Source organism: Rhodoferax sp. GW822-FHT02A01, from assembly GCF_038784515.1.
Classification (GTDB): Bacteria; Pseudomonadota; Gammaproteobacteria; order Burkholderiales; family Burkholderiaceae_C; genus Allorhodoferax.
Genome location: NZ_CP152376.1, coordinates 4,668,994 through 4,695,936 on the forward strand (window position 1 = coordinate 4,668,994; position 26,943 = coordinate 4,695,936).

Genomic DNA, 26,943 nt, shown 5'->3' on the forward strand with positions numbered 1-26,943 from the left:
CCCCTCTAAACGGGCGACGGTGCGCGTTTTTTGCGTTGACTCCACGGTTTGCGATCACGATGCGCAGGCAGTACCCGCACAGCTAAAGGTCCGAGGGTAGCTTGCTTCCCTGGCACCAGGCCGACCACATGCGGCGAAACAGCGCCTCCAGATCCAGCGTGAACTGGCGAGCGTCGCGCAACGGACTGGCCATCATCAACGGACGCAGACTCTGCCGCAACTGTGCGAGGCGCAGCGGGTTTGACGCCAATTTCACTGCGCCATGCACATAGGCATCAACGCTTGCAAAGGCCAGCTCTGCATCCAGCCCCAGATTGGCCAACGCCGATACTGTCTGCCGCGATACCACTGTGTCCCCCGCAAGTGTCACTACCGGTATACCCATCCATAGCGCCTCCAGCGTGGTCATTCCGCCGTTGAAAGGGAAAGTGTCCAACGCAATGTCGATGTCGCCATATTCCACTAGCATGTCGCGGTGACTGGAACCCTCGCGCAGCTGCAGGCGGGCAGAGTCGATGCCTTGCTGCTCAAAGCGTTGGCGCACACGCCTGCTGACAGCGGCATCTGAAAGCGCCCCGCTCTTGAGGACCAGCCGGCTGTGAGGTAATGCCAACAAAATACGGCTCCAAGCTTGCACTGTTTCGTCGGTGAGTTTGGGCAGGCGGTTGAAAGAGCCAAAAGTAATGTACCCATTGGCGCGTGACGGCAAGGACGACACATCGGGCGCGTAATCGGGTGGTCCATAGCAAAAGCGGGTATGCGGCAGGTGCACCGGAACCTCGCTGAACAATTGCCCGCTACCACGCGGCGAAGTCACGGGGTCAGTGATGAAGTAGTCGATGGACTCCAGCCCGGTCGAGTGAAAGTAGCCAATCCATTCGGCTTGCACCGGCGCTGGTTTGCGAGCAAATGCCAGCAGCCGGTGAAAGGCCGTGTGACCCGACAGGTCCACCAGGATGTCGATCTGCTGCTCGCGCACCAGTTTGACCACCTCTTCGTCCGACAGGAAGAAGATGTCGTCCCAGCTGTCAGCCGCCTGGCGCAGCTCCGGCAATACGTCCTCGGACCGGATCACCATGGAAAAACAGTGGACCGAGAACTGCTGCTTGTCGTGGTTCTGCAAAACGTCGCGCAACAAAAAGCCCACGGGGTGACGGATGAAATCTCCAGAAACATAGCCTATGCGCAGGTGTCGTTGTGGATTGCGGTCGTACGAGGCAAAGTCCGGCAGCTCCAGCACGGGCTTCTCAAAACGCTGGGCCCACGCACGGTGAAGCGCAAATAGCTGCTCGCGTCCCACGGCATAAACGTTGTTGTACTCAAACAGAATGTTGGAGCCCATGGCCACCTGGGTCGGGTCGCTGTCCACCACCCGTTTGTATAGCGCAGCTGCAGCCGCCGAATCCCCGCCATTGCTCAGGCAGGAGCCCAGCGTGATCAGCGCTGTCAGATTGTCTGGCTGGCGCTGCAGGATCCGGTGGCACAACCGCTCCGATTCTTCCAGCTGACCGGCGGCTTGGTAGGCAGACGCCAGCATGCCCAGGTTCTGCACGCTGTCCCCGCGCTCTTCCAGCCGGCGCTTGAGGTAGCCAATGGCCAGGGCCAAGTCTTCCTTGGAACCGAGCAAGGAAGAGAGATTGAAGTGCGCTTCGGCATAGTGCGGCTGCAACTCCAGTGCCTTTTGGTATTGCCTGATCCCCAGTTTGGTCTTACCCGTATGTACCAGCACGTTGCCCAAGTTCAGACAGGCCTCCGCGCTGGCAGGCTCGTCATTCACTATCTGTTCTGCGATCTGGCGGGCCTGCTCAAAGCGCCCCAACTCGAACAACGCCGCCGTCTGGTTGATGCGCGCCTGGAAGAAACCGGGAGCAATCTGCAAGGCCCTCTCCAACCAAGGCAAGGCCGCTTCGGGCTCCCCGTTGGCGATATGCCATTCCCCCAGGTTGCTGAGCACTTCGGGGTAATCGGGCTTAAGTGCCAGTGCCTGCTCATAGGCCGTACGGGCGTCCTCGAAGGCGCCGCCATGGCGACAGGCCGCGCCCAGACTGCACCAGATGTCTGGCGCCTTCGGGTTGACAGCAATGGCCTGACGCAAAAGCGCTATCGCCTGCAGGTGGTCACTGCGGCCCAAAGCACGCTTGGCCATGGCGTGCAAGGCAGACGCGTCGCCAGCGGAGGCCCCTCTTTGATCCACGGCATCTGCAACGTGGCCCAAACCCCGGCTCTCCAGCCAGCGTGACACCCAACGTGCAAGGAGGCGCATGCTATGTGCCTCGCTCAGATGCTGACCAAATAATCTTTTGCCAACGTGCGCATTTCACCCTCTGAGCGTTGCGATTTGCTCGCCAGCACCCACAGATCGAAAGCGCCTGGACGCCTGAAACCCGCAACCATGGGAAAGCCCGCTTCACGTAGCACCTGAGTCAGCGTGCTCAAGGTAAAACCGCAGTGGTGTGACATCCATTGCGGGTTCTGCTCCACAAAGGGCCGGTAGCTGTACAAGATGTCGAAGGGAGTAATGGTTCCGGACGGCGACTCGTAAGCCGGTTCGAACATGCGGTCTTGCGCAATCATGGCAGCCGCGGCCTGTACATCCGGACAAGTGATCACAGCGAATCCATCGTCCCTCAACACGCGCCAGAATTCGGCCAAAGCTTTGGGCACATCGTGCCAGTACAGGTGTTCCAGGCCATGCGAAGAGTAGACGGCGTCGGCAAAACCGCTACCCACGCTGACCATGTGGGTCATCGTCGCTTCAATGTCCGGGTGCACCGTTGCATCCGCGTCCAGACGCAATTCCTTCCAGCCCTCGCGATGGAAGCCCTCAACTGGAATATGGGCCAAAGTAGCGTGACCACAACCCACGTGCAGCAGCAATTTATTGCCGTCATTGGGTGCAACTGCAGTGACAACGGGTAACAAATCATGGCGCCTCTGGAAGCTGGAAAACCAGCTCTCAATGCGACGCACGATCCATCCGCTCCAGACACTCATGTGCTGGAAACAAATGCATTGAGTACCAGGGAGAAAACAACTTTGCGAACAGTGGCCGCGTCAAATCCGGCGGCCAGCAGTTTCTTCTGGAATTGGTAGGTTGCCAACGCCCGCCCCAAAGGGCCCAGTCCAAACTGCTTGCGAATGGCTATGGCTTCCTTGTGAAAGGCATGCAATGCCCCGGCCCATTCACCATCGGTAATGCGCTTCTTGCGATTGGCCGGAACCGATCGGAAAAAGGCTTCCAGCAAAGCGGCGGCGACCGCAGCAGACTTACTCACGTTGGCCCCCATTTTGGGGTGCACCGCAGGCGCACCCAGAGGACATCAGCCAGTGCACACGATGGTTGCGACGGCGGAGTTGGCAGACGTACCCTTGCTATGAGTCAACGTTACGCCAGCCGTTGCACCCGCTACTGTGCCGCACGACCCTTGGGAAGAAATTTGAAAAGCACTATCCCATGTCGCCATACCGGCCGTAAGTGCGTTGGCTGGGGTTGCGCCAGAAACCGCTATGGATTGGGTATTCTTGGCTTGTGCAGCGGCGTAATTGATCGATGCATACGAAGACAACGCACCAGCAGCGCCCGTAATGGCTGCGTTCTTGGCATCGGAACTCAGATCGACAAACTTAGGCAATGCGACTGCAGCCAATACGCCCAAAATCACGATGACCATTACCAACTCAATCAGCGTAAAACCGCGTTGCTCATTGCCCATGATGTTCGCCTTCCAAGTATGTAGTTTGATTCAGCCCAGGCGGCTACCTGCACATTGCTATAAATGATACTGACTTTTAGCTAATCACTACCTTACAGGCCAAACTTTTCTGCGCTGAGTCAAAGTTCTGTTGCGTATGCGGCATCATTCAACGAGCTGCCCCGCCCATTGGTAGTTTTGCGTAGCGTTGATCTGAAGCGGGCCCGGTGGCGTACTGATGCGAAACCACATGGCCGGGGCATATTCCTGTGTATTCAGGCCCTGGGTATTCAATGGCTCGTAGCCGATACATACGCAGTACGAATCAAATACCCAGGTTCCGGCCTGAACGGACTGGCCCTTGCTGCTGTCGAGCACGCCGACGTAGTTGCCCGGAAGGTGATCGAGCAGCAGAAACGGATTGCGCTGCATCGCCACATCGGCACCCGTATGTTTGGCTTCACGTTGCAGGAAGTCGAGCAGCAACGCCGTACGAAGAGATCCCAGCGTGGACTTGACAGCTGCCAATTCCCCTTGCGCCTGCACCAACCGAAACTCCCGGAAAAAGTAACCTGTCAACGCCAGAATCACCGCGGCCAAAAGGCCCCATTCCAGCGCCCTGCGCGTGTAATTGCGCCGCATCCCTAGCCACCCCCCTTGCCCATGGCAGCCTGGCCCAGGTTCCACAGCGGCAAGAAGACGCCCAACGCCAGCAACAGCACCAAGGTTGCAATCACGGCCAGCAAGATGGGCTCGATGGCGGCTGACAGGCCTTTGATGGCGTAATCGGTGTCGCGCTCATACATTTCGGCGATCTCGAACAACAGGTTGTCCAGCTCGCCGGTCTCCTCACCTACGTTGATCATCTGCAGCACCACCGGAGTGAATACGCCGGTTGCCGTGGCACAACGGGAAATGCTCTCGCCCCGCTCAATGCCGTCGCGCATTTGCTCGATGCGGCTTCCTATGAAGGCGTTGTCCACAGTCTGCGCCACCACGGTCAGCGCCTGCACCAGTGGCACGCCACTCTGGCTGGACAGGGCAAAACTGCGCGCAAATCGAGACAGCGTAGCCTTCAGAATGATGTCGCCCACGATGGGCAGCTTGAGCTTTTGGGCATCCCATCTGTAGCGCCCCTGTGGCGTTCGCAGGTACGCGCGAACCGCCACCACGGCGCCTATGGTGAGTGCGATCAGCAACGGCCACCAGCTCACCATCCAACCCGAAAACGCCAGCAAGCCGCGCGTGAGCAAAGGAAGCTGCGCATTGAAGCCGGCAAACACCTTGGCAAATACCGGAATCACAAAGATGTTCAGCACCACGATGGCCAGGGCCATTGCGATCATCACAAAGGTCGGGTAGCGCATGGCCTGCTTGATGCGCTCGCGCACATCACGCTCGAACTCCATATGCTCGTTCAGCCGCAGAAACACCTCGGTCAAACGGCCTGTCATCTCGCCCACGCGCACCATGGAGATATAGAAGTTCCCGAACAAGTCCTGATGCCGCGCCAGCGAGGCCGACAATTCCCGCCCCTGGTCCAGGCTGGAGCGAATGTCCTTGAAAAGCTCCACCATGGCGGGCTTGGTGGCCGACGCCTGCAAGCCGGCAAAGGCGCGCAGGATAGGCACCCCGGCCTTGTTGAGGGTGTACATCTGGCGCGAAAAAATCATCAGGTCATCCACCACCACCGGTTTGCGGTTCAACCGGGCCAGCAGGCCCTCGCCCTGCTCCGACTTGGTGACTTTTGCCTCGGCGATGTGAACCGGCGCAATGCCGGTGGCCAGCAACTGGTCTGCCACACCGCTTTCGGTCATCGCGTCCAGTTCGCCCGTGACGGACTCTCCGCGGGAATTGCGACCGCGCCAGGTGTAGGTAGGCATCCGGCTCAGTCTTCCAGGTCAGCGGCATCGATTTCGAAACCGATGCGCATGGCCTCGGCCAGCGAAGTTCGCCCCTGACGCACCAACTCTAGTGCGTGAAAGGCCATGGTCTGCCCCTTCATGCGGTCGCGCGCGGCGCGCATGAATTCGCCCGGATCGGCGCGTGACGCCAGTTGGGTCAGCACCGCGTCCATTTCGAACAACTCATATACGCCCTGCCGACCTACATAGCCGGTGCCGTTGCATGCAGAACAACCCAAGCCGCGTTTGGCCTGGATGTTTTCTCCATCGGCCAGCATGCCGGTGAGCCAGCCAGCCTCCTGCGCCGTAGGCTTGTGCGGGGCGCTGCATTCACGGCAGTTCAACCGCACCAGACGCTGGGCAATCACGCCCTGCAATGATGTGGAAACCATGAACGCGGGCACACCCATGTCGAGCAGACGAAACGGGGTACTGATAGCGTCCCGCGTATGCAGCGTGGACAGCACCAGGTGACCTGTGATGGCGGCCCGCAAACCGATCTCTGCCGTTTCGGCATCGCGCATTTCGCCCACCAGAATCACATCCGGATCCTGCCGCAGGCAGGAGCGCAGCACCTTGGCGAAGGTGAGTTCGATCTTATCGTTGACCTGCACCTGCGTCAGCCCGGCCAGGCGGTATTCGACCGGGTCCTCCACGGTAATGACTTTGAGCTCGGCGGCATTCACTTCCGCCAGCGCGGCATACAGCGTGGTGGTCTTGCCGGAACCGGTAGGACCGGTGACCAGCACCATGCCGGAGGTGCGGCCCAGCAGATCGCGAAAGCGCGCCAACATGGCCTCTGGCATGCCAATGCTGTCTAGGCGGCGCATGCCGGCGCCCTGCACCAACAAGCGCATGACGGCGGACTCCCCGTAATTGGTCGGCAAGGTGGACAGACGCACGTCAATCGTGTGGTCCTTCAGACGCACGCTGAAGCGGCCATCCTGCGGCAGCCGTTTTTCGGAAATATCGAGCCCGGCCATGAGCTTGAGGCGCTGCGCCAGGGCGCCACCAATACGCTTGTCGGCCTGCGTCTGCACCTGCAGCACGCCGTCCACACGCACGCGGATTTGCAGGCTGGTTTCCTGCGGCTCGATGTGCACGTCGGAAGCCCCCACCTGCATGGCATCTTCAAATAGCGACTGCAGCAGGCGCACCACGGGCGCACCTTCGGTGCCTACGGATGCAGTGAGTTCACCGAAGTCCACCGCGTCGCCCAGGTCTTTTTCCAGGGCGCGCGCCAGACCGCTGATTTCTTCGGTACGGCGATAGAGGCGGTCAAAGGCGGCCGACAATTGGCCTTCCGGCACCGCGGCAATGGCGATATTGCGCTTGAGGATGCGGGTGAGCTCGTCGTAGGCAAACAGGTCCAGTGGGTCGGCCAGTGCAACCAGCAGCACATCGCCCTTGTCTTCCAGCGCCAGCGCCTTGAAGCGACGGGCCACGGACTCCGGCAGCAGCTTGATTACGTCGGCACGAAATGGAAAGGTCTTGAGGTTGACGAATGGAATGCGCAACTGGCGCGCCAAGCCATTGGCGAGCAGCTCTTCGGTGATGATGCCGGTTTCTATGAGCAGGCGGCCAACCTTCTTGCCTGTGGTGCGCTGCAGGTCCAGGGTCTGCTGCAGTTGCTCCTGCGAAATCAGCTTCTGCTGAACCAGCACATCCCCCAGACGCAGCTTCTCCGGACGCCCGGGTACGGGACGGGGAGCTTCGGGTACAGCGGGCGTGCCAAGCGCTGTGGCGGCCAAGTTCATGCGCAATTCCTTGTGCGGTTTGGAAAAAATGATAGCACGGGGGTCTTCATCGCGGCACCTCGTAGGACGCCGAAACACTGCGCTCCACATACCCGATGGAGCCCACGGTACCGCTGGATGCAATGGACTGAAACGAAAAGATGGTCACCGTCACCCCGTTTTCCGGGTAGGTCTGCATGCTGCAGCTCACGTTCAGATTGAATACATTCCCGGTATCCACCGTTGCAGGAGGTGACGACGGGCAGGTAGTGGCGTCCACGGTCACCGCACCCAATGCCCACTCCAGCCCAGCTCGCGCCGCCCAATATGCGCGCGTGCCCTGCATGTCCTGCGCCGAACCCAGTTGCTGTGTATTGGAGAAGCTCACCATGTACGCCCCCATGCCTGCCAGCACGGTCAGGACGATGATGGCGGCAATCGCAGCGAAACCTGACTGGAAATGGACTCTGCGCTTCATGGCGTGTTGTTCACATGAATTTCCTGCTGCATCTGCACCGACTCATTGCCGCTGCTGTCCCTCACCTGCAGCACGATGCGCAACAGGGCATTGCGGGAAAGATCATCGCCGCTGTAGTCGAAAAAACAGGTGCTCACATTGTTGGCAATGACCGAACCACTTGCAGGACAGGCGCTGGTGAAACTGGTTGCGTTTACGGTGCGGTAGAGCTTGTTGCCGCTGCACACGTAGGAGACGATATGTTCCGCCGCCGGAATCACATGAAAACGGCTGCCGCCGGACTCCAGCGGAAACTGCTTGTTGGCAATGGTTAGCGGCGTTTCCCAGCCGGTGTATGGTGTGGTGTTCTGGAATTCGGTGCCCACCGCAGTCACCACCGAAGTGTTGTCCTGGTTGTAGGCATCTGCCCCGCTCACCATGGGCCCCAGGTTGTACACGCTGATGATGTCCCCGGCGACGATGCGCTGGTCATTAGGCAACAGACTGTTCTGCCCCAGCATATTGAATAACGTATCCGCCGCATTGAAGGTCAGCGCCGACGACGTACCGTCGGCCCGGTAGCGTCCGCCAGTCTTGGTCGGGATGAACTCCAGACACTGATTGGCCCCCGCCGTATTCGGCGTGCGTACGGAATTGGGCAAGGCCTTGTGCACATCCCGTTCGAGGCGCCGGAATACGGTGTCGGTGAGGTCGGTAAGCGCTGCGCGACGCGCTACGGCAAAGTAGGCATCAATTGGTCCACGCATAAAGACGGCCGCCATGGCGCTGACCACGCCCAGTATGACAATCACGATCACCAATTCGATCAGGGTGAAACCAAGTTGATCCTGTGGCAGATGGGGCGACGCACGCATCGCTAGTAGTTTCCCCGGTAGCCCGTGAGCGATATGACATCGCCTCGCGGGCTGGTGACCGACACCACGATCCGATAGGCTGCCACGGAACCCAAAGATGCGGACGTGACGGATACGGCTGGCGACAGGTTGTACCCGCTCAGACCACTGACGGCGCTTCCACTGGCGTCCACAATGCCACCGGTGGTGACGTAGCCGTCGTAATCGCTGACACAGTCATACAGGTTGCGTGCCCCCCCTCCGGAAAATCCCACCACCGTACTGCCTGCGGGTTTGCTGTACTCCTTGAGCAGGATTTCTTCCAGCAGCGACTGCGCAATGGCAAGCCCCTGCTTGCGCACCTGCGGATCGGCGCTGGACCTGACCACCGTGTTGGAGACCGCCAGGATGCCAGCCATGGCCAGACCGACCACCACTATGAAGATGATCAGCTCAATCAGGGTAAAACCCCGGCTGAGCCGCCTACTCATGGACGAACCCTGTGCTTGTTTCAACGGCAATCGTGCTGCCCACGCCGCTGACCTGAATGGTTTGCGTGGTCTGCGCCGTGCCGCTGGAGGTAATGGGCTGCCCCAGGCTGTCGAAATTGAAAGCAATCGGCGTTGCGCTGTAGGCTACGCCGGCCTTTGCATTGAGTACCACCGGAGATTCGCCTTGCGGCCCGATCAAGCTGCCTGCCGTAGCGCAGTTGCTGGTGCCTACTGCCGAGGCTATCGCCAGGGTGATGGAGCTGCTGGTAAAACCCACGCACACGGTACGCCTTTGCGCTATGGCCGTCTTTTGAGCAAACCGCAAGTAGGCCAGGGTCTGGTCATGGAAGCCGCGTGCACTGAATCCACTCACGCTGTTGAAGCTGGGCATTGCCACGGCTGCCAACACGGCGGTTACAACCAGCACCATGATCAGTTCGATCAAGGTAAAACCATGCTGCAAAAAAACCGACGGATACACCACAGGCTGGCTGGCACAGCGCAATCTGCCGGTCTTCTGGGTCATCTGGTCGTTGTTGTACACAGTCTCTCGTCACGCGTCGGTGTTCGAAAAGCTCGCTCGCCGTGGTACGGGCAAGCCATCATAATTGATGCACCCCTTCAGTCGGGGTACTTACAAAAAATGAGGACGACACATGTTGCAATTTGATCCACGCATGAAACGCCGCGCTGTAGTGGGCGGTACTTTGGCACTGGCAACCATGGGCCTGTGCGGTATTGCCGGTGCACAGGTCCCGGAGAAGAAGAAGGTTGCCATAGCGGTTGGCGGCAAGAACCTTTTTTACTACCTTCCACTGACCATTGCCGAGCAACTCGGCTACTTCAAGGCAGAGGGGCTGGACGTGGAAATCAGCGACTTTGCTGGTGGCAGTCGGGCCTTGCAGGCCCTGGTGGGCGGAAGCGCTGACGTGGTCAGCGGAGCCTTTGAGCACACCATCAGCATGCAGGCCAAAGGGCAGTTCATACGTGCCTTTGTATTGCAGGGTCGCGCCCCGCAAATTGTGCTGGCAGTCAATACCAAGACGCTACCCAGTTACAAGACGGTGGCCGACCTCAAGGGAAAGAAAATTGGTGTAACGGCGCCAGGCTCTTCGACCAACATCATGACCAACTTTGTGCTGGCCAAGGCAGGGCTCAAACCCTCCGACGTGTCTTTCGTCGGTGTGGGCGCAGGCCCGGGCGCGGTATCGGCATTTCGCAGTGGTCAGATAGATGCCATTGCCAACCTGGACCCCGTCATCAGCACGCTGGAACGCGCCGGCGACTTCAAAATTGTGGCGGACACGCGCAAGCTCAAGGAGACCGAAGTGGTCTATGGTGGCCCCATGCCTGCGGGCTGCCTCTATACCCGCCAGGAATTCATTGACAGCAACCCGGTGACCACGCAGGCCCTGACCAATGCCATGGTGCGTGCGCTCAAATGGCTGCAAGCAGCCGGGCCCAGCGACATCGTGAAGGTGGTACCCGAAAGCTATCTGCTGGGTGACCGTGCACTGTACCTGGACGCCTGGCTCAAGGTGCGTGAGGCGATTTCCCCGGACGGCACTTTTCCGGAGAAAGGAGCAGCCACGGCGCTTGCCATGCTCAAGCAGTTTGACAAGGACCTGGAAGGCAAGAACATAGACCTGCCCCGGATCTACACCAATGACTTTGTACGCAAAGCCAATGTGAAATACGCCAAGCCTTGACCCCATGCACGCTTTGACTTTAGAAGGCGTGAGCTGCACCTTCCCGGCCCGCGATGGCCAGGGTGCATATACGGCCACCCATGCTGTGGACCTGCAAATAGCAGCGGGGGAGTTTGTATCGGTAGTGGGCCCCACCGGTTGCGGCAAGTCCACTTTGCTGAACGTGGCCGCCGGGTTGCTTGCACCTTCGCAAGGCGAGGTGCAGGTATTTGGTGAGCCGCTGCGCGGTATCAACGCCCGTGCCGGCTACATGTTTCAAGGCGACAGCCTGATGCCCTGGAAAAGCGCGCTGGACAATGTGGCGGCAGGCCTGCTGTTTCGTGGCGCCGCTGGCGGCGATGCACGCGCACAGGCCCAACTTTGGCTCAAGCGCGTAGGTCTGGGGGCCTTTGGCGACCGCTACCCGCACCAGATGAGTGGCGGCATGCGCAAGCGGGTCATGCTGGCTCAAACCCTGATTCTCGATCCGGACATCATCCTGATGGATGAGCCCTTCTCCGCCCTGGACATTCAGACCCGCCAGCTGATGGAAAACGAACTGCTGGAACTGTGGAGCGCCAGGAAGAAGGCGGTGCTATTCATTACGCACGATCTGGACGAAGCAATTGCCATGAGTGACCGCGTGGTGGTGCTCTCCGCCGGGCCGGCCTCCCACCCGATCGGTGACTTCGCGATTGATTTGCCACGCCCGCGTGACGTCATCGAAGTGCGCTCATTGCCTCGTTTTGTGGAGCTTCACACCGCCATCTGGCACTGTCTGCGCGAAGAGGTATTGCGCGGATACCAACAGCAAATGGAGCGCGCATGAGCCAGTACCGCCAACCCCGATTCACCCGCTTGTGGCAACTGGCGCTGCTGACATTGCTGCTGATGGCCTGGCACTGGGCCTCGCGCACTCCGCAAATGGCATTCTTCTTTGGAGATCCGCTGGCCGTGGCGCAGCGTCTGTGGGCATGGTTCACCCAGAACCCGTCATCGCTGGAAGTGGGCACCAAGGACAGCACCTGGTTCACCTTGCCCTTGCCTGCGGAGATTTACCCCCATCTGCTGATTACGCTCAGCGAAACCCTGCTGGCCTTTGCCATAGGCACTGCCACCGGCCTTTTTGCCGGTTTGTGGCTAGCGCTCTCCCCTGCCACCAGCGCAGTGCTGGACCCGTACATCAAGGCGGCCAACTCCATGCCCAGGGTCATCCTGGCGCCCATCTTCGGCCTATGGTTTGGCCTGGGCATCTGGAGCAAGGTGGCGCTTGCAGTCACGCTGGTGTTTTTTATCGTGTTCTTCAATGTCTACCAAGGTGTGCGCGAAGTCAGCAGCATCGTGCTCAACAATGCGCGCATGCTGGGAGCTAGCCAACGCCAGTTGATGCGCCACGTGTACCTGCCGAGTGCCACCAGCTGGGTGTTTTCCAGCTTGCACACCAGTGTGGGGCTGGCTTTTGTGGGTGCCGTGGTGGGGGAATACCTGGGATCGGCCCGCGGCGTGGGCTATTTGATCCTGCAAGCCGAAGGCTCATTTGACGTCAACACCGTGGTGGCCGGCATCGTTGTCCTGACAGCATGTGCACTGGCGATTGACGCTTTGGTGGGCCTGCTGGAGCGACGCCTGCTGAAGTGGCAACCACGCAGCGCGGGCGAGAAACTCTGAATGCACCGGCTGGGCTAGTGCCCAACGAATTCGAAGGTAACCTCTTCGTACTCGACCCAATCCATCAGCTCCTCCGTGAGCGCATCAGTACCCTCGGTGGTCCACTCCTGCTCGGGGTCATGTGCCAGCATGGGGGTAAAGGTCATATCCAGGTACTGACCGTTGGGCAACTTGATCACATCCGTGGCTTCGGAAGTCTTGTGGATCTCCCAGTCGTCTGGTGCATGGATGAAAAGCTTGATGTTGACTTCCAGCATCTTGGTCATGGCAACACTCCTTCAGGGTGGTGGGCCTACAGGGTACGACAGAGCCAATAGACTTGTCAGCGCAAGGGTGGCACAAAGAAAAAAGCCCGAATTCCTTGTGAATCGGAACTCAGGCTTTCACTTCTTGGCGGAAACGGAGGGATTCGAACCCTCGATGAGGCTCTACACCCCATACTCCCTTAGCAGGGGAGCACCTTCGGCCACTCGGTCACGTTTCCTGGCGGTGCGAATTATCGCACGACTTCAAGCGTTTTCTGGAAACGCTGGCTGGTCCAGGTCAAAAGCTTTGTGCAAAGCGCGAACGGCCAGCTCCATGTACTTCTCGTCGATCACCACAGAAGTCTTGATTTCAGAGGTGGAGATCATCTGGATGTTGATGCCCTCCTCGCTCAGGGCGCGGAACATCTTGCTGGCGATGCCCACGTGGCTGCGCATGCCGATGCCGACAATGGAAACCTTGCAGATCTTGGTGTCGCCAATGACTTCCTTGGCGCCCAGCTTGGGCAGCACGGCGGTCTTGAGCAGGTCCACTGCCTTGGCATAGTCGCCGCGGTTGACGGTAAAGCTGAAGTCGGTCTTGCCCTCTTTGCTGACGTTCTGGATGATCACGTCCACATCGATGTTGGCGTCGGCAATCACGCCCAGGATCTGGTACGCAATGCCGGGGGTATCGGGCACGCCCAGAATGGAGATTTTGGCTTCATCGCGGTTGAATGCAATGCCGGAAACAATGGCTTGTTCCATGTGTTCGTCTTCCTCAAAGGTGATCAATGTGCCGGATGCGGCCTCTTCGTTAATGTCGATGTCCCAGGGTGTAAAGCTGCTCAGTACGCGCAGTGGAACCTTGTATTTGCCGGCAAATTCGACCGAGCGGATTTGCAGAACCTTGGAGCCCATGGACGCCATTTCCAGCATTTCTTCAAAGCTCACGGTCTTCAGGCGACGCGCCTCGGGCACCACACGCGGGTCGGTGGTGTAGACGCCGTCCACGTCGGTATAGATCAGGCATTCAGAGGCCTTCATGGCCGCAGCCACGGCTACCGCAGAGGTGTCTGAGCCACCACGGCCCAGTGTGGTGATGTTGCCGCCGTCGTCGATCCCCTGGAAGCCGGTGACGATGACCACCTTGCCTGCGGCCAGATCGGCGCGGACCTTGGCGTCTTCGATGGACTCGATGCGCGCCTTGGTATAGGCGCTGTTGGTGCGGATGGGAACTTGCCATCCGGCATAGCTCACTGACTCCATGCCCTCACCCTGCAACGCAATGGCCAGCAAGGCACTGGAAGCCTGCTCGCCAGTGGCGGCCAGCATGTCGAGTTCGCGACCATAGGCCTCGCCGGGTTTGGCGGGGGCCAGCTCTTTGGCCAAGCCCAGGAGACGGTTGGTCTCACCGCTCATTGCGGAAGGAACCACCACCATCTGGTGACCGGCGCGTGCCCATTTGGCGACGCGTTTGGCGACATTGCGGATGCGTTCCGTGGAACCCATCGACGTGCCGCCGTATTTGTGAACAATCAAAGCCATTGAATCAATTGGAGTGGGGCAAAACCTTTGGATTGTACCAATCGAGCACTTCCCTCCTGCGCTCCACAAAACCAGAGCCGACTTTGATGTGGATGCGGTGGCCGCGCGTGGTGCATGCCGCAATCTGGCTTTGCAGCTCTTGCAACTGCGCAGCGGCAGGAATGACTCCAAAGCGGGTCTTGAGCCAATGGCGCAAGACATTGGCCTGCCGGGCTTCGCTCAGCCGTTGCAGTGACTCGATGGTGGGTCGTCCATCGCGCTCGCGCAAGACCTGCTGCAAGTCCTGCGACGCAATCTCGTCCAGCAATTCCTGCGCCTGTGCGGCATTGCGTGCGCTACGGGCAAAGGTCTCGCGAAACGAGGGAAACGCATCCTGCAATGCCGGGAGCAAATTCTTGCGGATGCGGTTGCGGGTGTAGCGCTCGTCTGCATTGGTCGGATCCGTCACAAAACGGATGTGTTCCTGCTCCAGCCAAGCGCGGATCACTGCGCCGTGCACTTCCAACAACGGTCGATAGAAGTCGACTCCATTGCGCACCCAGTGCAACGGCATCCCGCTCAAGCCTGCCAAGCCGGCACCCCGGCTCAGCGCCAACAGCAGGGTTTCGACTTGATCATCCGCATGCTGAGCGACTGCGATGGAATGCAGTGTTTCGCCCTCCGCTGCCAACTCCACCAAGCCCTGGTAGCGCGCAATGCGTGCAGCGTCTTCCGGGCTTTGTCCGGGATCGTTGGCAGCATTGACTGATTTCACACGCAGCGGCACCTGCAGCGACTCACACAACTGCTGGCAATGCGCGTGAAAATCTTTGGCAGCCTCCTGCAAACCGTGATTGATATGCAGTGCAACCACCTGTCCTGGCCACTTGCGGGCACACAGGATCAGCAACGCGGTGGAATCTGCTCCACCACTGAGCGCAACCCCCAAGGGCAGCGCCGGGTCAAAGGCACGCATCGCCTGCTGCAGCGATTGCGTCATGGCAGGTGCAGCTTACTTGCTGCCCGCTTTGGTGTCGGTGAAGCGGCCGTAGCTCTGCAGGCGGTCATAGCGGCGATCCAGCAATTCCTTGACCTTGAGGTCGGCCAGCTGCCGGTAGGCATCAGCCAGTGCGCGCTTGAGAAAAGCCGCGGCCTGCTTGGTATCGCGATGGGCACCGCCCACGGGCTCATTGACAATCTTGTCCACCAGACCCAAGGCCTTCAGACGGTGCGCCGTAATTCCCAGCGCATCAGCCGCTTCCTGGGCTTTGTCGGAGGTCTTCCACAAGATGGAAGCGCAACCTTCGGGGCTGATGACGGAGTAGATGGAATATTGCATCATCACCACCTGGTCTGCCACCGAAATAGCCAGTGCGCCACCAGAGCCGCCCTCGCCAATGATGGTGGTGATGATCGGGACCTCAAGCTGCGCCATCTCGAATATATTGCGCCCGATGGCCTCGGACTGGCCTCGCTCTTCGGCGTCAATTCCGGGGTAGGCACCAGGCGTGTCCACAAAGGTGAATACCGGCAGCTTGAACTTCTCGGCCAGTTTCATGAGACGCAGCGCCTTGCGATAGCCTTCGGGCTTGCTCATGCCAAAGTTGCGCAGACCACGCTCCTTGGTATCGCGCCCTTTTTGCTGGCCTATCACCATGCAAGGTGTGCCATTGAAACGGGCCAGTCCCCCCACGATGCTCAGGTCGTCGGCAAAATGCCGGTCGCCGTGCAGCTCCACGAAATGGGTGAAGATTTCGGACACATAGTCCAGCGTGTAGGGACGCTCAGCGTGCCGGGCAATCTTGGTGATCTGCCAGGGCGTGAGGTCACTGTAGATGTCCTTGGTGAGCTGCTGGCTTTTCTTGGCCAGTTGATCAATCTCGGAAGAAATGTCCACTGCAGATTCGTTCTGCACGTAGCGCAACTCCTCGATTTTGGTTTCCAGTTCTGCAATCGGTTGCTCGAAATCCAAAAAAGTTCTTTTGGCCAATGCAATTCTCCTCAAAAAGAAGCAAGCCCCACACAAAGGGGCCGTTCTGTTAATACGCGACCGGCAGCGGGTCCAAAGACCGCCAAATATACCAAGTTGCCACACTGCAATATGGAACCCAGGCTGCGGCCACCTCGCGGGCGTCGCTGCGACTGACCACATCACCCGAAAAATAGTTGCGGCTGATGCCCGTGATGAGGCCCACGTCATCCAGGGGGAGCACGTTGGGCCGCATCATGTGAAATATCAGAAACATCTCGGCCGTCCAACGCCCAATGCCGCGAATCGCCACCAATTCGGCAATGATTTCCTCATCCGGCATGCTGGCCCAGTTCTTCACGTGCAGTGCACCGCTGTCAAAGTGCAGCGCCAGATCGACCAGGTATTCCACCTTGCGCGCACTCAAACCCGCTGCACGCATGTCGTCCACCTTCAGGCGCAGCACGTTGGCGGGCGTGATCTTGCGGGGCAAGAGTGCAAATCGATCCCATACCTTTTGCGCAGCAGACACCGAGATCTGCTGGCCCACGATGCTGCGCGCAAGTGTGATGAAGGCATCACCCCGCGTCTGAAGGCAGGCGTCGCCGAATTGGGGTATGAGCTTGCTCATCACCCGGTCCTTCTTCACCAGATGCTTGCACGCTTCTTCCCAGTAGTCGGGCGTGACGGGAATGATTTCCTGGGTCTTGGCTGCCGACATTACTGCACTGCTTCCCAGGTGGTTCCGGTGGGCGAGTCCTTGAGCACAATGCCCTCTTCCAGCAACTGCTTGCGAATGCCATCCGCCCGGGCAAAGTCCTTGGCCGCCTTGGCAGCTGCACGTTCGGCAATCAGTTCCGCAATGCGGTCTTCAGAAACAGTGGCGCCCGCCTGCAAGTAGCTCTTGGGCTCCTGTTGCAGCAAGCCCAGGCAGGCACCCAACGACTTGAGCAATGCCGCCAGCTCGGGCGATTTGGTGCGATTGATCTCGGAAGCCAGGTCAAACAACACAGCTACGGCTTCAGGGGTTCCAAAGTCTTCGTCCATGCCGGCCTTGAATCGAGCGGCATAGGGGTTGCTCCAATCGATGACGCTTGAATCGGTTGTAGGTGCCAGGTCCAATGCGGTGTACAGCCGTTTGAGGCCGCTACGCGCATCGTTCAGATGGGCGTCGCTGTAATTCAGGGCGGTGCGGTAATGGGTGCGCAGCAGGAAGAAGCGCACCGTCTCGGCGTCGTATTGGGTCAGCACATCACGGATGGTGAAGAAATTGCCCAGGCTCTTGGACATCTTCTCGTTGTCCACGCGCACAAAGCCGTTGTGCACCCAGAAGCGCGCCAAGGGCTTGCCACTGGCGCCTTCGCTTTGTGCGATTTCATTCTCGTGGTGCGGGAACTGCAGATCCGCACCGCCGCCATGGATGTCGAATGTTTCACCCAGCGTCTGGCAGCTCATGGCAGAGCATTCAATATGCCAGCCCGGACGGCCAATTCCAAAAGAATGGCCCCACTGGGCGGCATCCCACTTGGCATCTTCGGGTTCCGTAGATTTGGCAGCCTTCCACAACACGAAGTCCAGCGGGTCTTCCTTGCCATCCTGCACTGCAACGCGCTCACCAGCCCGCAATTCGTCCAGGGATTTGCCGGAAAGCTTGCCGTAGCCAGGAAACTTACGTACCGAATAGTTCACATCGCCCGAGTCTGACTGGTAAGCCAAACCTTTCTTCTGCAACTGGCTGATGAGGTCCAGCATCTGCGGTACATATTCCGTCGCCCGCGGCTCAATGGTGGGCCGCTCGATGCCCAGCGCATCAATGTCCTGGTGCATGGCCACCACCATTTCGTCAGTCAATGCGCGAATGGTGATACCGCGATCGAGCGCACGGTTGATGATCTTGTCATCAATGTCCGTGATGTTGCGCACATAGGTGACGCGATAGCCGCTGCATTTGAGCCAGCGCTGCACCACGTCAAATGCCATCATCATGCGCGCGTGACCAATGTGACAGAGGTCATAAATGGTCATTCCGCATACGTACATGCGAACGTGCCCGGGCTCTGAGGGGACAAAGGTTTCTATGGCACGACTCAGCGTGTTGTGAATGCGCAAACTCATGGGGCTGTGAAATCGGTCTCTGGACTGATGGCTATTGCAACAGGGTGTCGGGTATGGGTGTTTCGAGGTGCACAGCCCCGGCTATCGCAGGCGCCTGCCTCGGGGGGCTAAGATACAATCACCACAGTATAAAGCGCCTCCCGACTTGGGCCACATTCGCTGGGCAACGGGCAGGAAAAGCACATGAGGTTGCATGCAGCAAGTACGTTCACTGATTTTTTCGTCCTTGTGGCTTGTCGCCTTGGGAATGGGCATGTTTTGCCAGACCGCCCGAGCGGATGAATACGCCGACGTAACGCAGTTGGTACGCGTAGGCAAGCTGAGCGCAGCCCTGGTCAAGGCGGATGCGTTTCTGGCAACCCAGCCCAGAGATCCGCAAATGCGCTTCATCAAGGGGGTGATCCAGCGCGATAGCGGCGACCCTCAAGAAGCGATCGCCACCTTTGCGCAGCTCACGCAAGACTACCCTGAGCTACCTGAACCCTATAACAACCTTGCCGTGCTGTACGCAGGACAAAACCAACTCGACAAGGCCCGCTCTGCACTGGAAATGGCAATCCGCATCAATCCGGGCTATGCCACTGCGCATGAGAATCTGGGCGATGTGTACGCCAAGCTGGCGAGTCAGTCCTACAGCAAAGCGGCAGAACTCGCCCCAGCCAGTCAGGCGACACTCGGCCCCAAACTGACTTTGATCCGTCAGCTTTTGAAAACGCCAGTGAATGCGCCCTGCAAAATGTCTGACAGTGCTTGCCCAAAAGCAAACTGAGCCAACCCAAGCGACAATCCCGTGCCCGCACAAGCGGACCGAGTACGCATATTTTTTGAAGGAATGTTGCAATGAAGATGACATACATCAGCCGCCGCCTGGCACTTGGAATCACCGCCGCTCTGTGCCTGAGCACAGCGGCTCTGGCCGATGCGGCAAGTACAACCAGCCAGGTCAAGTTTCAGACCAGCCTGGGCGACTTCACCGTGGAGGTGTATGCCGACAAGGCACCCAAGACGGTGGAGAACTTCCTGCAGTACGTCAAGGACAAGCACTACAACGGCACGATCTTTCATCGCGTGATGGACGGCTTCATGGTGCAAGGTGGCGGTCTGACCCAAGAAATGAAAGACAAGCCTACGCGCGAACCCATCCCCCTGGAAGCCAGAAACGGATTGAAGAACGATCGCGGCACTATTGCCATGGCCCGTACCGGTAACCCCAATTCCGCCACGGCCCAGTTCTTCATCAACGTGGTGGACAATCAGGGGCTGAACGCGCCCGCGCCCGATGGATACGGCTACGCCGTATTCGGCAAGGTTGTGGCCGGCATGGACACCATTGACAAGATCCGCGTCGCCCCAACCGGCAACAAAGGCCCGTACCAGAACGTTCCCCTCACTCCCATCGTCATCAACTCTGCCACTTTGGTTAAATAAATCATGAGCAACCCTAAAGTAGAACTCCACGTCACCGGCTACGGCGTCATTACCCTGGAACTGGATGAGGCCAAGGCGCCCAAGTCGGTTGCCAATTACCTGGCCTATGTGAACAAGGGCCACTACAACAACACCGTTTTCCACCGCGTCATCCCCGGCTTTATGATCCAGGGTGGCGGCATGGAGCCCGGCATGGCACAAAAACCCACCGATGCCCCCATCGTGAATGAAGCCAACAACGGCCTCAAGAACGCCAACTACACCGTAGCCATGGCCCGCACCGGCGATCCGCATTCCGCCACCGCGCAGTTCTTCATCAATGTGGCGGACAACGGCTTCCTGAACCACACATCCCCCACTTCGCAAGGCTGGGGTTATGCCGTATTCGGCAAGGTGATCTCGGGCACTGACGTGGTCGACAAGATCAAGGCCGTCAAGACAACGCGCAAGGGCTACCACGACGACGTGCCAGTCGATGACGTGGTCATCGAAAAAGCAGTTGTCGTTTAAACGCTGAGGACAGGGATGGATCTGCTGGCTCCATCCCACTGGCGGTGCGTGGACTTCATATCCGACCTGCACCTGCAGGACGCTGACCGCAACACCTTTGAAGCGTGGGCCGGTTACATGCGATCTACCGATGCAGACGCGGTCTTCATCCTGGGTGACCTGTTTGAAGTATGGGTTGGCGATGACGCATTGCAACCGGGCAGTTTTGAAGCAGAATGCGTCCACGTATTGCGCGCTGCGGGTGACAGGTTGGCGCTCTACATCATGCAGGGTAACCGGGACTTCCTGATGGGCCCACCCCTGATGCAGGCCTGCCAGGCAACCGCCCTACCCGACCCCAGCGTGCTGGTCTTTGGCGGAGAGCGCTGGCTGCTTAGCCATGGCGATGCACTGTGCACCGAAGACCACGAATACCTGGCATTTCGCTCACAGGTACGTAGCAGTGAATGGCAGCGCGACTTCCTGGCAAAACCGTTGTCCGAGCGCCAAGGCATTGCACGCGCAATACGCAACGCAAGCGAGAACCGAAAACAATCCCAGCCGGCCTATGCGGATGTCAATATCCAAGCGGCGCTGCGACTGCTGCAAGACGCCCACAGCAAGCATCTGATACACGGGCACACCCACCAGCCGGCGCAGCACCAATTGGGCGCACAATGCCTGCGCACGGTTCTCAGCGACTGGGATGTCAACGCGAAACCGGTGCGGGCCGAAGTGCTTCGCCTGACGATCGACGGCCCCCGGGCAAACCTGGCACGGCTGCCTTTGGCATCTATTGCCAGGACTGCGGATTGACCTCGTCAATCTGCCACGGATCCAGGAACTGCTGGGCATAGCGCAGATACACGCCTTCTTTCACAAACACGTCAAACAGGTCGGGATCAATATGCCCGGTATTGCGGAACTTGTTCATGATGGACATGGCCTGCGACAGCTTCATGCCTGGTTTGTAAGGTCTGTCGCGCGCTGTCAGCGCTTCAAAAATATCAGCTATGCCCATGACGCGCGCCTGTACCGACATCTGGTCGCGCGTCAGCCCCTTGGGATAGCCCTTGCCATCCATGCGCTCATGGTGTCCACCCGCATACTCCGGCACATTGCGCAGATGCTTGGGCCAAGGCAATTGCTCCAGCATCTTGATCGTGGCCACGATGTGGTGATTGATGGTCTCCCGCTCAGCGGCATTCAATGTCCCGGCGCGTATGGTCAGGTTATCCATTTCGTCGTCGGTAAGGAACTGCGTCTCTTCACCATTGACACTGCGCCAGGTCTTGCCGGTACCAATTTCACGCACGCGCTGCAAATGTGCGTCGCTCATGAACTCACCGCCTTTGTTGGCAGTACGCAAAAATTCCCGATCACTGGTCAGCGCGTCGACCTGGGCCTGGCATTGTTCCCATAGCTTGCCTTCCGCATCGGCGTCCTTGACGTCGCGCAACGCCAGTTGCGCCCGCAATGCAGCAATTTCCTGATCGCGCTTGAGAACCTCAAAACGTGTATCTATGAGCTGTATACGGTCGCACAACGTCTCCAGTTTGGTGGACTTGTCGACCACATGCACGGGCGTGGTGACCTTGCCGCAGTCGTGCAACAAGCCGGCTATCTTGAGCTCATAGCGATCCCGGTCATCCATCACAAAGTCAGCCAGAGGGCCTTGCGCATGGGCGTTGACCGCTTCGGCAAGCATCATCGTCAATGCCGGCACCCGCTGGCAATGACCGCCCGTGTACGGGGACTTTTCGTCAATTGCCAGATTGATAAGGTTGATGAACGACTCGAACAGCTCTTCGAGCTGGTTGGTCAGGTTGCGGTTGGTGATGGCAATCGCCGCCTGGGACGCCAAGGACTCCGCCAGGCTTTGGTCGGGGCCGGAAAACGAGACAACCCGGCCAGTCTTTGGATCGGTGGCATTGATCAGTTGCAAGACTCCCAATACCTCACCGTCCTGGTCCTTCATGGGAACCGACAAAAACGACTGAGATCGGTAACCGGTGCGTTTGTCGAAACTGCGCGTACCGGAGAAGTCAAAATTCTCCGCCGTGTAGGCATCTGCGAAGTTGACAGTCTGCTTGTGAATCGCTGAATACGCCGCCACCAGCGAGTCGTTGTTGGCACCCTTGTCAGTGTAGAGCGGTAGCTCAGGGAAATTGATGGGGTTGCCCGAAGTACCGCCCATGGCTATCTGGAGCGAGTCGGTGCGCAAAATTTCAAAGCGCAAGGACTTGCCATCTTCGGCCATGCGATACAAGGTTCCACCGTCCGCATGGGTAATGGTTTTGGCCGCCACCACGATGCTCTCAAGCAGGCGAGTGATGTCGCGCTCCTTGGACAAGGCCGTCCCGATGGAGTTGAGTTGCTCAAGGCGGCGCAACAGGTTTTCTACCGAATCCACATAAACCTCCTGGTGTTCACCAAGGCGGCACATCGCATGTGCCGAAAACATTGTTCCACAACTGCGTGCCTAGCGCTGCCAGGAGCTAGCGTTTGAGCAAGGCCTTTACCGCATTTTGGAGACGACGTGCATCTTCCGCGTTGTACGCACCAGAAAAGATCACCGCCGTATCCTGCCCCCAAGTCTGCGCTGGAGCTGGATCATTGCGGCGAGTCAGTAGTTGCAATTGCAGCATGCGCCTTGCGGACAGGTGTTCGGCAGGCGTGGGAACTTCCGCCGCCATTTCCAGACGCAACAGTGCCTCTGCCGGTGTCACCCCCTTGGGAGCCGCCTTGAACTGTCCGCCCAAAGCCTGTTGCCAGACACTGCGGGTGGCCGAAGTGACCTTGGGACCCAGCTCCTGGGCATTGGGCAAGAGCGCTGCATCACGCTTTTCCCAGGCCGTCAGCAACTGACTGAGTGCTTCACCATGGGCTTGGGCGGCCAGCTTCTTGAGTGCGAGCTGCGCATGCTCCAGCGCCTCCCGCTGAGCCCGGAAAGCGGCATCTCCCAGACGGGGAGCCTCTTGCCAGGCGGCAGGACGTGCGCGCTCATCCCCGCGCCCTCTGGCATCAGGCTTGCCGTCCCGCCCTGCCCTGGGCGCATCTTTGCGGTCATTCCATTTGCCAGCCCTTCCAGCCGGCGCAGCGGGCGCCTCTTTCTTCATGCCAGGACGGTCATCGCCCCGCACAGCCACCACGGGCTTGGGTTTGGGAGCCACTACTGGAGCCGGTGCGGTTGCTGCCGGCTCGGCCGCTTCACCTTCGTTGGCCTGTGCCTCGGCGGGCTGCGCTTCGGGCGCAACGGCCTCCTTGGCAGCATCCTCCTGAGCACCGGCTTGTTTGACTTCTTCCTGAGCCAGCGCTTGGCCACTCAAGGCCGCATCCAGTGCAGCCATGGCAGCCCGGATCGCCTGTGCATCACCCGAAGCATTGGCCGCTTCCAGCGCCTTTGCGGCTTCCAGCACTACGCGGTCACGTGCGTTGAGGGTGGACTGTGCTTTTTCCCGCTCCTGTGTCTTGCGGTTAAAGGCATCATCAATGGGTTTGCGGAAAGCGTCCCACAGCTTTTGCTCCTGGCGCCGGTCCATGGGAACCGTGTGCGCCTCGGCCTGCCAGCGTTGCTGCAGCGCCTTGACGGCATCCACACGCAGCACTGGCGCCGCGCCAAGGACCTTGGCCTCTTCAATCATGGCTTGGCGCCTCAGCAGACTTTGCGCCTGCAGAGCCTCCAACGGAGCCGCCGCATTGGCGATTGCCTGTTTCCAGAGTGGCTGGAGTTCGGCAAACACCTTCTCACCCACGTGACCGCCTTCACGCCAACGGTCACCGAACTGGTGCAGGATGCGATTGAAACCCTTCCAGTCGTCATCCAAGGCCGTACGGTTTTGCTCGGCCCAGGCGTTGACCTCTTCAATCAGGGCCAAGCGTTGGGCCTTGTGCTCGGCCGCCTCTGCCTTGACCTTTTCCAGCCAGGCTTCAACGACCTTGTGTGCTTCGTTGCAGGCCTCATCAAAGCGCTTCCATAAGGCGTGGTTGGGTACACCTCCCTGGTCAGTCTGCTTCCACTGCTCGCGCAGGGTGCGCAAGTTTTCCTGCATCTTGCGACCGCCAATGGCCTGACCTTCCGGGCGCTTGAGCAGGCCTTCGGCCTTTGCGACCAACTCCTCGCGAAGCTGGTCGGCCCGCCAACGCTGCCACCCTTCCAGTTCACCAGCCGCAGCCAGAGCCGCATGCGCCTGGTTTTCCAGACTTGAATCAATCAGCTTTCCAAATTCCTTCAAGGCCTGGCGCAGTGCCGCAGCAGCACCCGCGCTGGCTTTGCCGTGGCCCTCGCCCACTTCCGACTCCAACTTGGACAGCGCTTCCTTGACCGATTGGGTGGCTTGAGCACGCACTTCCGGGTCGACTTGCGGCTTTGACGGCTTGGAAACAACTTCTACCGGCACGCCCCGTGCCACCCGCAGCTCGTCGGCCCATACCGGAACGGGAGGCAACGCGCTACTGGGGTCATTGGCCGCCGCAACAGCCTGTGCCAATGCGCCCTGAAAGGCATCCCAAACCACCAGCAACTGGGCCCGCGACGCGTCCAGCAACGGAGGAAACTTGGCATCCACGCTGGCCCAGCCAGGATTGCTCAATAAAGCAGATGCCTGGGCCTGCCAATGTTCAACATCCACTTTCAGGCTGTCCAGCGCCACTTCTGCATCCTTCCAGGATTTTGTGGACAGGACTTCAATCCGTTGGGCCAGTAGCACCGCGGCCTCGCGCTGCACCTGCACCTGATGCTGTAAATCTTCGATACCGCGCACGCGCTCGGCCAACTCCAGCTTCAAAGTGGCCAACGGTTCTTTGCTCAAAGGCGCGCCAGCCTTGGCGGCGTCGCGTTGCCATGCCAGTGCGTCGGCAATATTGAGCTTGGTTATGGCCAGCAGAGCTTGTGCCTTGGCAGCCCACTCGGCGGCCATGGCCTCCTGCCCTTTGGAGCGGCGCACTTCGTCCAGGCGCTCGCGCACCAGTTTGGCTGCGCCCTTGTCTTTGACACTGAGCTCCTTGAATACTTCTGCCAGCTCTTCCGATGAAGGCTTGCCTGCCAGCCAGTCGCGAACCCGTGCTGCGCGCTCGCCGGCAGTAGGTGCGGAAAATGCACCTTTGGTCAATGCGTCCAGTTGGGAGATGTCGGTGTGTTTGGCGGAATGAGATGACGTCACAGTAGGCTCAGGTCGAGGTGATGGGTAAAACAGCCCGCTATTTTCGCTGTTAATTGACTGCATTCCCTTTTTTTCGACTGACAGTCCCTATTTGCGGGCAAAAGAAAGCCCGGATACCTGCGATGTGCAAGAAATCCGGGCTTGGCGAGGGACGGTCTGTCCTGATTCGCCTGGTTTCGCTGTCTGGTGAGATTGAAGTCACCGGACAGACCGGAAGCAATGGATTGCCTCCAAGAGCGTCGGGGCCGCTTTATCGCGCTCAACTCAGTTGACGGACTGGCTACTGCCGACACATGCCCACCTGCGCAGGCCAGTGCACTTTAGATGAATGCCCCCAGCTTTTCAAACCGCTGTTTCAATGAACAGAGCAAGTGCCATTGGGAAATTTCACTGGACGTGCCATGCAGTCGGAACCCGCATGGGGATTGAAATCGACCATTTGTCAAAACAAAGACATATATAAAACATGATTGATATGGTTGACTAGTTATAATGCGAACACCTAGAATCCGCGCATCCCTCAACCACCCGAGGGATTACCCGCATCCGCTGCCGAACCCGGCATATTCAAATCGCTGCACATGTCTAGAGGACGACGCAGGATATTGATAGCGTACCAACCCAAACGTGGTACCCACTGTTTGCTCCAGCCATTCTGCTGGCGGCCAATGGAATGGGGACCCGCCTAAGAAGGAAGAGCTATGACAGCGACCGAAAAATTCAACCGAGGGCTGCGCGTTTTTGTAAGCGACATCGCCCAGGGCTTTTTTGAAATCACACACAACGGTTTCGCCCTGCTGGGCTTGGCCGTGATGTTTGCCATCATCACACTGGCTGCCCGCCCCGAACTGCGGGATGCTGGCGAGGCACAACTCATCACCTGGCTGCAGGAACGCCAAGCCGCCATCAACGGCTTTGTCAGCAATACCGACGCTGTAGACCGCGCCACAGCCGCTGACCCCAAGAGCCTGCCCAAGCAACAGGCGGCCATCACCTATTGGCTCAGCAAGAAGTACGGCATTGCGCCAGAACCCCTTAGTGCGCTCGTTGCCGAAGCCTATGACGCAGGCGCCAAGAACAAGCTCGACCCAACGCTGATCCTGGCTGTCATGGCCGTGGAGTCGGGATTCAATCCATTTGCCCAAAGCAATGTGGGCGCCCAAGGCTTGATGCAAGTCATGACCAAGGTGCATAGCGAGAAGTACCAATTCTTCGGTGGCCAGTTCGCCGCCTTTGACCCGCTCACCAATCTTCGCGTGGGCGTCAAAGTGCTGCAGGAGTGCGTGGCACGCGCTGGCTCGCTGGAGGGTGGACTCAAGCTCTACGTAGGCGCGGGCAATCTGGATGAAGACGGTGGCTACGCCGCCAAGGTGATGGCCGAGCACGCTCGCCTACAGCAGGTCGCTGCAGGTCGCTCCGTCCCTCAGCTAAACACAACGTCGGTACCGGTAAAAGCCTCATCGCCTGCCAAGCCACAAACGGAAACCGTGGCCAGCCTTTTCAGTTCCTGATCCGGCTCAG

Annotated in this window: 27 protein-coding genes and 1 tRNA gene; 8 read left to right on the plus strand and 20 right to left on the minus strand. The window is 59.1% G+C overall.

From position 1 onward, the window contains the following. Window positions 1-82: 82 nt before the first annotated feature. The 11 genes from AAGF34_RS22155 to AAGF34_RS22205 all read right to left on the minus strand — a co-directional run bounded on the left by AAGF34_RS22155 (window position 83) and on the right by AAGF34_RS22205 (window position 9,678). Window positions 83-2,263, minus strand: coding sequence for a tetratricopeptide repeat protein (locus AAGF34_RS22155; protein ID WP_342617868.1), 2,181 nt, complete (start codon window positions 2,261-2,263; stop codon window positions 83-85). 14 nt (window positions 2,264-2,277) lie between these two features. Next, a complete protein-coding gene (locus tag AAGF34_RS22160; RefSeq protein WP_342617869.1) occupies window positions 2,278-2,994 on the minus strand; it encodes a methyltransferase domain-containing protein in 717 nt (238 codons plus the stop codon). Next, complete coding sequence (locus AAGF34_RS22165) at window positions 2,991-3,275, minus strand: hypothetical protein (RefSeq protein ID WP_342617870.1); 285 nt, start codon at window positions 3,273-3,275, stop codon at window positions 2,991-2,993. Before AAGF34_RS22165 ends, AAGF34_RS22160 begins: the two co-directional genes overlap by 4 nt. A gap of 45 nt (window positions 3,276-3,320) precedes the next feature. After that, window positions 3,321-3,713, minus strand: coding sequence for a type II secretion system protein (locus AAGF34_RS22170; RefSeq protein WP_342617871.1), 393 nt, complete (start codon window positions 3,711-3,713; stop codon window positions 3,321-3,323). 144 nt (window positions 3,714-3,857) lie between these two features. Further along, a complete protein-coding gene (locus tag AAGF34_RS22175; RefSeq protein WP_342617872.1) occupies window positions 3,858-4,334 on the minus strand; it encodes a hypothetical protein in 477 nt (158 codons plus the stop codon). A 2-nt stretch (window positions 4,335-4,336) separates the two neighbouring features. Continuing rightward, the gene (locus AAGF34_RS22180) at window positions 4,337-5,575 is read right to left on the minus strand and encodes a type II secretion system F family protein (protein WP_342617873.1); all 1,239 of its coding nucleotides are present in this window, start codon (window positions 5,573-5,575) and stop codon (window positions 4,337-4,339) included. 5 nt (window positions 5,576-5,580) lie between these two features. Continuing rightward, window positions 5,581-7,353: a GspE/PulE family protein gene (locus AAGF34_RS22185; protein WP_342617874.1), complete on the minus strand. Its 1,773-nt coding sequence runs from the start codon at window positions 7,351-7,353 to the stop codon at window positions 5,581-5,583. Window positions 7,354-7,399: 46 nt separating this feature from the next. Next, window positions 7,400-7,810, minus strand: coding sequence for a hypothetical protein (locus AAGF34_RS22190; protein WP_342617875.1), 411 nt, complete (start codon window positions 7,808-7,810; stop codon window positions 7,400-7,402). Continuing rightward, on the minus strand, window positions 7,807-8,664 hold the full coding sequence (locus tag AAGF34_RS22195) for a prepilin-type N-terminal cleavage/methylation domain-containing protein (RefSeq protein WP_342617876.1): 858 nt from the start codon (window positions 8,662-8,664) through the stop codon (window positions 7,807-7,809). Before AAGF34_RS22195 ends, AAGF34_RS22190 begins: the two co-directional genes overlap by 4 nt. Window positions 8,665-8,666: 2 nt before the next feature. Next, window positions 8,667-9,134, minus strand: a complete 468-nt coding sequence (locus AAGF34_RS22200; RefSeq protein WP_342617877.1) for a prepilin-type N-terminal cleavage/methylation domain-containing protein — start codon at window positions 9,132-9,134, stop codon at window positions 8,667-8,669. Next, entirely contained in the window at window positions 9,127-9,678 is a 552-nt protein-coding gene (locus tag AAGF34_RS22205) for a prepilin-type N-terminal cleavage/methylation domain-containing protein (RefSeq protein WP_342617878.1), read from the minus strand. Before AAGF34_RS22205 ends, AAGF34_RS22200 begins: the two co-directional genes overlap by 8 nt. A 178-nt stretch (window positions 9,679-9,856) precedes the next feature. On the opposite strand from AAGF34_RS22205, the gene AAGF34_RS22210 reads away from it, so the two are divergent. The 3 genes from AAGF34_RS22210 to AAGF34_RS22220 are packed head-to-tail and all read left to right on the plus strand — an operon-like array spanning window position 9,857 to window position 12,490. Next, window positions 9,857-10,843, plus strand: coding sequence for an ABC transporter substrate-binding protein (locus tag AAGF34_RS22210; RefSeq protein ID WP_342621162.1), 987 nt, complete (start codon window positions 9,857-9,859; stop codon window positions 10,841-10,843). Window positions 10,844-10,847: 4 nt separating this feature from the next. Then, window positions 10,848-11,651, plus strand: coding sequence for an ABC transporter ATP-binding protein (locus AAGF34_RS22215; protein ID WP_342617879.1), 804 nt, complete (start codon window positions 10,848-10,850; stop codon window positions 11,649-11,651). Then, window positions 11,648-12,490, plus strand: coding sequence for an ABC transporter permease (locus AAGF34_RS22220; RefSeq protein ID WP_342617880.1), 843 nt, complete (start codon window positions 11,648-11,650; stop codon window positions 12,488-12,490). Before AAGF34_RS22215 ends, AAGF34_RS22220 begins: the two co-directional genes overlap by 4 nt. Window positions 12,491-12,504: 14 nt before the next feature. Here AAGF34_RS22220 and AAGF34_RS22225 read toward each other — a convergent pair whose 3' ends face one another. The 7 genes from AAGF34_RS22225 to cysS form a co-directional block, all read right to left on the minus strand. Further along, window positions 12,505-12,756 carry a hypothetical protein gene (locus tag AAGF34_RS22225; protein ID WP_342617881.1) on the minus strand — a complete coding sequence of 84 codons (252 nt, stop codon included), beginning with the start codon at window positions 12,754-12,756 and terminating at the stop codon, window positions 12,505-12,507. A gap of 125 nt (window positions 12,757-12,881) precedes the next feature. Continuing rightward, window positions 12,882-12,974, minus strand: a tRNA-Ser gene (locus tag AAGF34_RS22230). Between the two features lie 25 nt (window positions 12,975-12,999). Next, complete coding sequence (locus AAGF34_RS22235; RefSeq protein ID WP_342617882.1) at window positions 13,000-14,280, minus strand: aspartate kinase; 1,281 nt, start codon at window positions 14,278-14,280, stop codon at window positions 13,000-13,002. Window positions 14,281-14,284: 4 nt separating this feature from the next. Then, on the minus strand, window positions 14,285-15,259 hold the full coding sequence (tilS, locus tag AAGF34_RS22240) for a tRNA lysidine(34) synthetase TilS (RefSeq protein ID WP_342617883.1): 975 nt from the start codon (window positions 15,257-15,259) through the stop codon (window positions 14,285-14,287). A gap of 12 nt (window positions 15,260-15,271) precedes the next feature. Continuing rightward, window positions 15,272-16,249 (minus strand): acetyl-CoA carboxylase carboxyltransferase subunit alpha, encoded by a 978-nt coding sequence (locus AAGF34_RS22245; protein ID WP_342617884.1) that lies wholly within the window; start codon window positions 16,247-16,249, stop codon window positions 15,272-15,274. A 49-nt stretch (window positions 16,250-16,298) separates the two neighbouring features. Further along, the gene (locus AAGF34_RS22250) at window positions 16,299-16,949 is read right to left on the minus strand and encodes a DNA-3-methyladenine glycosylase 2 family protein (protein ID WP_342617885.1); all 651 of its coding nucleotides are present in this window, start codon (window positions 16,947-16,949) and stop codon (window positions 16,299-16,301) included. Further along, window positions 16,949-18,343 carry a cysteine--tRNA ligase gene (cysS, locus tag AAGF34_RS22255; protein ID WP_342617886.1) on the minus strand — a complete coding sequence of 465 codons (1,395 nt, stop codon included), beginning with the start codon at window positions 18,341-18,343 and terminating at the stop codon, window positions 16,949-16,951. The genes AAGF34_RS22250 and cysS overlap by 1 nt, the downstream gene beginning before the upstream one ends. A gap of 226 nt (window positions 18,344-18,569) precedes the next feature. Here cysS and AAGF34_RS22260 point away from each other — a divergent pair, with 226 nt between their 5' ends. The 4 genes from AAGF34_RS22260 to AAGF34_RS22275 all read left to right on the plus strand — a co-directional run bounded on the left by AAGF34_RS22260 (window position 18,570) and on the right by AAGF34_RS22275 (window position 21,076). Further along, on the plus strand, window positions 18,570-19,112 hold the full coding sequence (locus AAGF34_RS22260) for a tetratricopeptide repeat protein (RefSeq protein ID WP_342617887.1): 543 nt from the start codon (window positions 18,570-18,572) through the stop codon (window positions 19,110-19,112). 71 nt (window positions 19,113-19,183) lie between these two features. Further along, window positions 19,184-19,771 (plus strand): peptidylprolyl isomerase, encoded by a 588-nt coding sequence (locus AAGF34_RS22265; RefSeq protein ID WP_342617888.1) that lies wholly within the window; start codon window positions 19,184-19,186, stop codon window positions 19,769-19,771. A gap of 3 nt (window positions 19,772-19,774) precedes the next feature. Continuing rightward, complete coding sequence (locus AAGF34_RS22270) at window positions 19,775-20,281, plus strand: peptidylprolyl isomerase (RefSeq protein WP_342617889.1); 507 nt, start codon at window positions 19,775-19,777, stop codon at window positions 20,279-20,281. Window positions 20,282-20,296: 15 nt separating this feature from the next. After that, on the plus strand, window positions 20,297-21,076 hold the full coding sequence (locus AAGF34_RS22275) for a UDP-2,3-diacylglucosamine diphosphatase (RefSeq protein WP_342617890.1): 780 nt from the start codon (window positions 20,297-20,299) through the stop codon (window positions 21,074-21,076). Here AAGF34_RS22275 and AAGF34_RS22280 read toward each other — a convergent pair. After that, window positions 21,054-22,706: an HD domain-containing phosphohydrolase gene (locus AAGF34_RS22280; protein WP_342617891.1), complete on the minus strand. Its 1,653-nt coding sequence runs from the start codon at window positions 22,704-22,706 to the stop codon at window positions 21,054-21,056. The genes AAGF34_RS22275 and AAGF34_RS22280 overlap by 23 nt on opposite strands. A 52-nt stretch (window positions 22,707-22,758) precedes the next feature. Further along, on the minus strand, window positions 22,759-25,422 hold the full coding sequence (locus AAGF34_RS22285; protein WP_342617892.1) for a DUF349 domain-containing protein: 2,664 nt from the start codon (window positions 25,420-25,422) through the stop codon (window positions 22,759-22,761). Between the two features lie 701 nt (window positions 25,423-26,123). On the opposite strand from AAGF34_RS22285, the gene AAGF34_RS22290 reads away from it, so the two are divergent. Then, the gene (locus AAGF34_RS22290; RefSeq protein ID WP_342617893.1) at window positions 26,124-26,933 is read left to right on the plus strand and encodes a lytic transglycosylase domain-containing protein; all 810 of its coding nucleotides are present in this window, start codon (window positions 26,124-26,126) and stop codon (window positions 26,931-26,933) included. The last annotated feature ends 10 nt before the right edge of the window (window positions 26,934-26,943 follow it).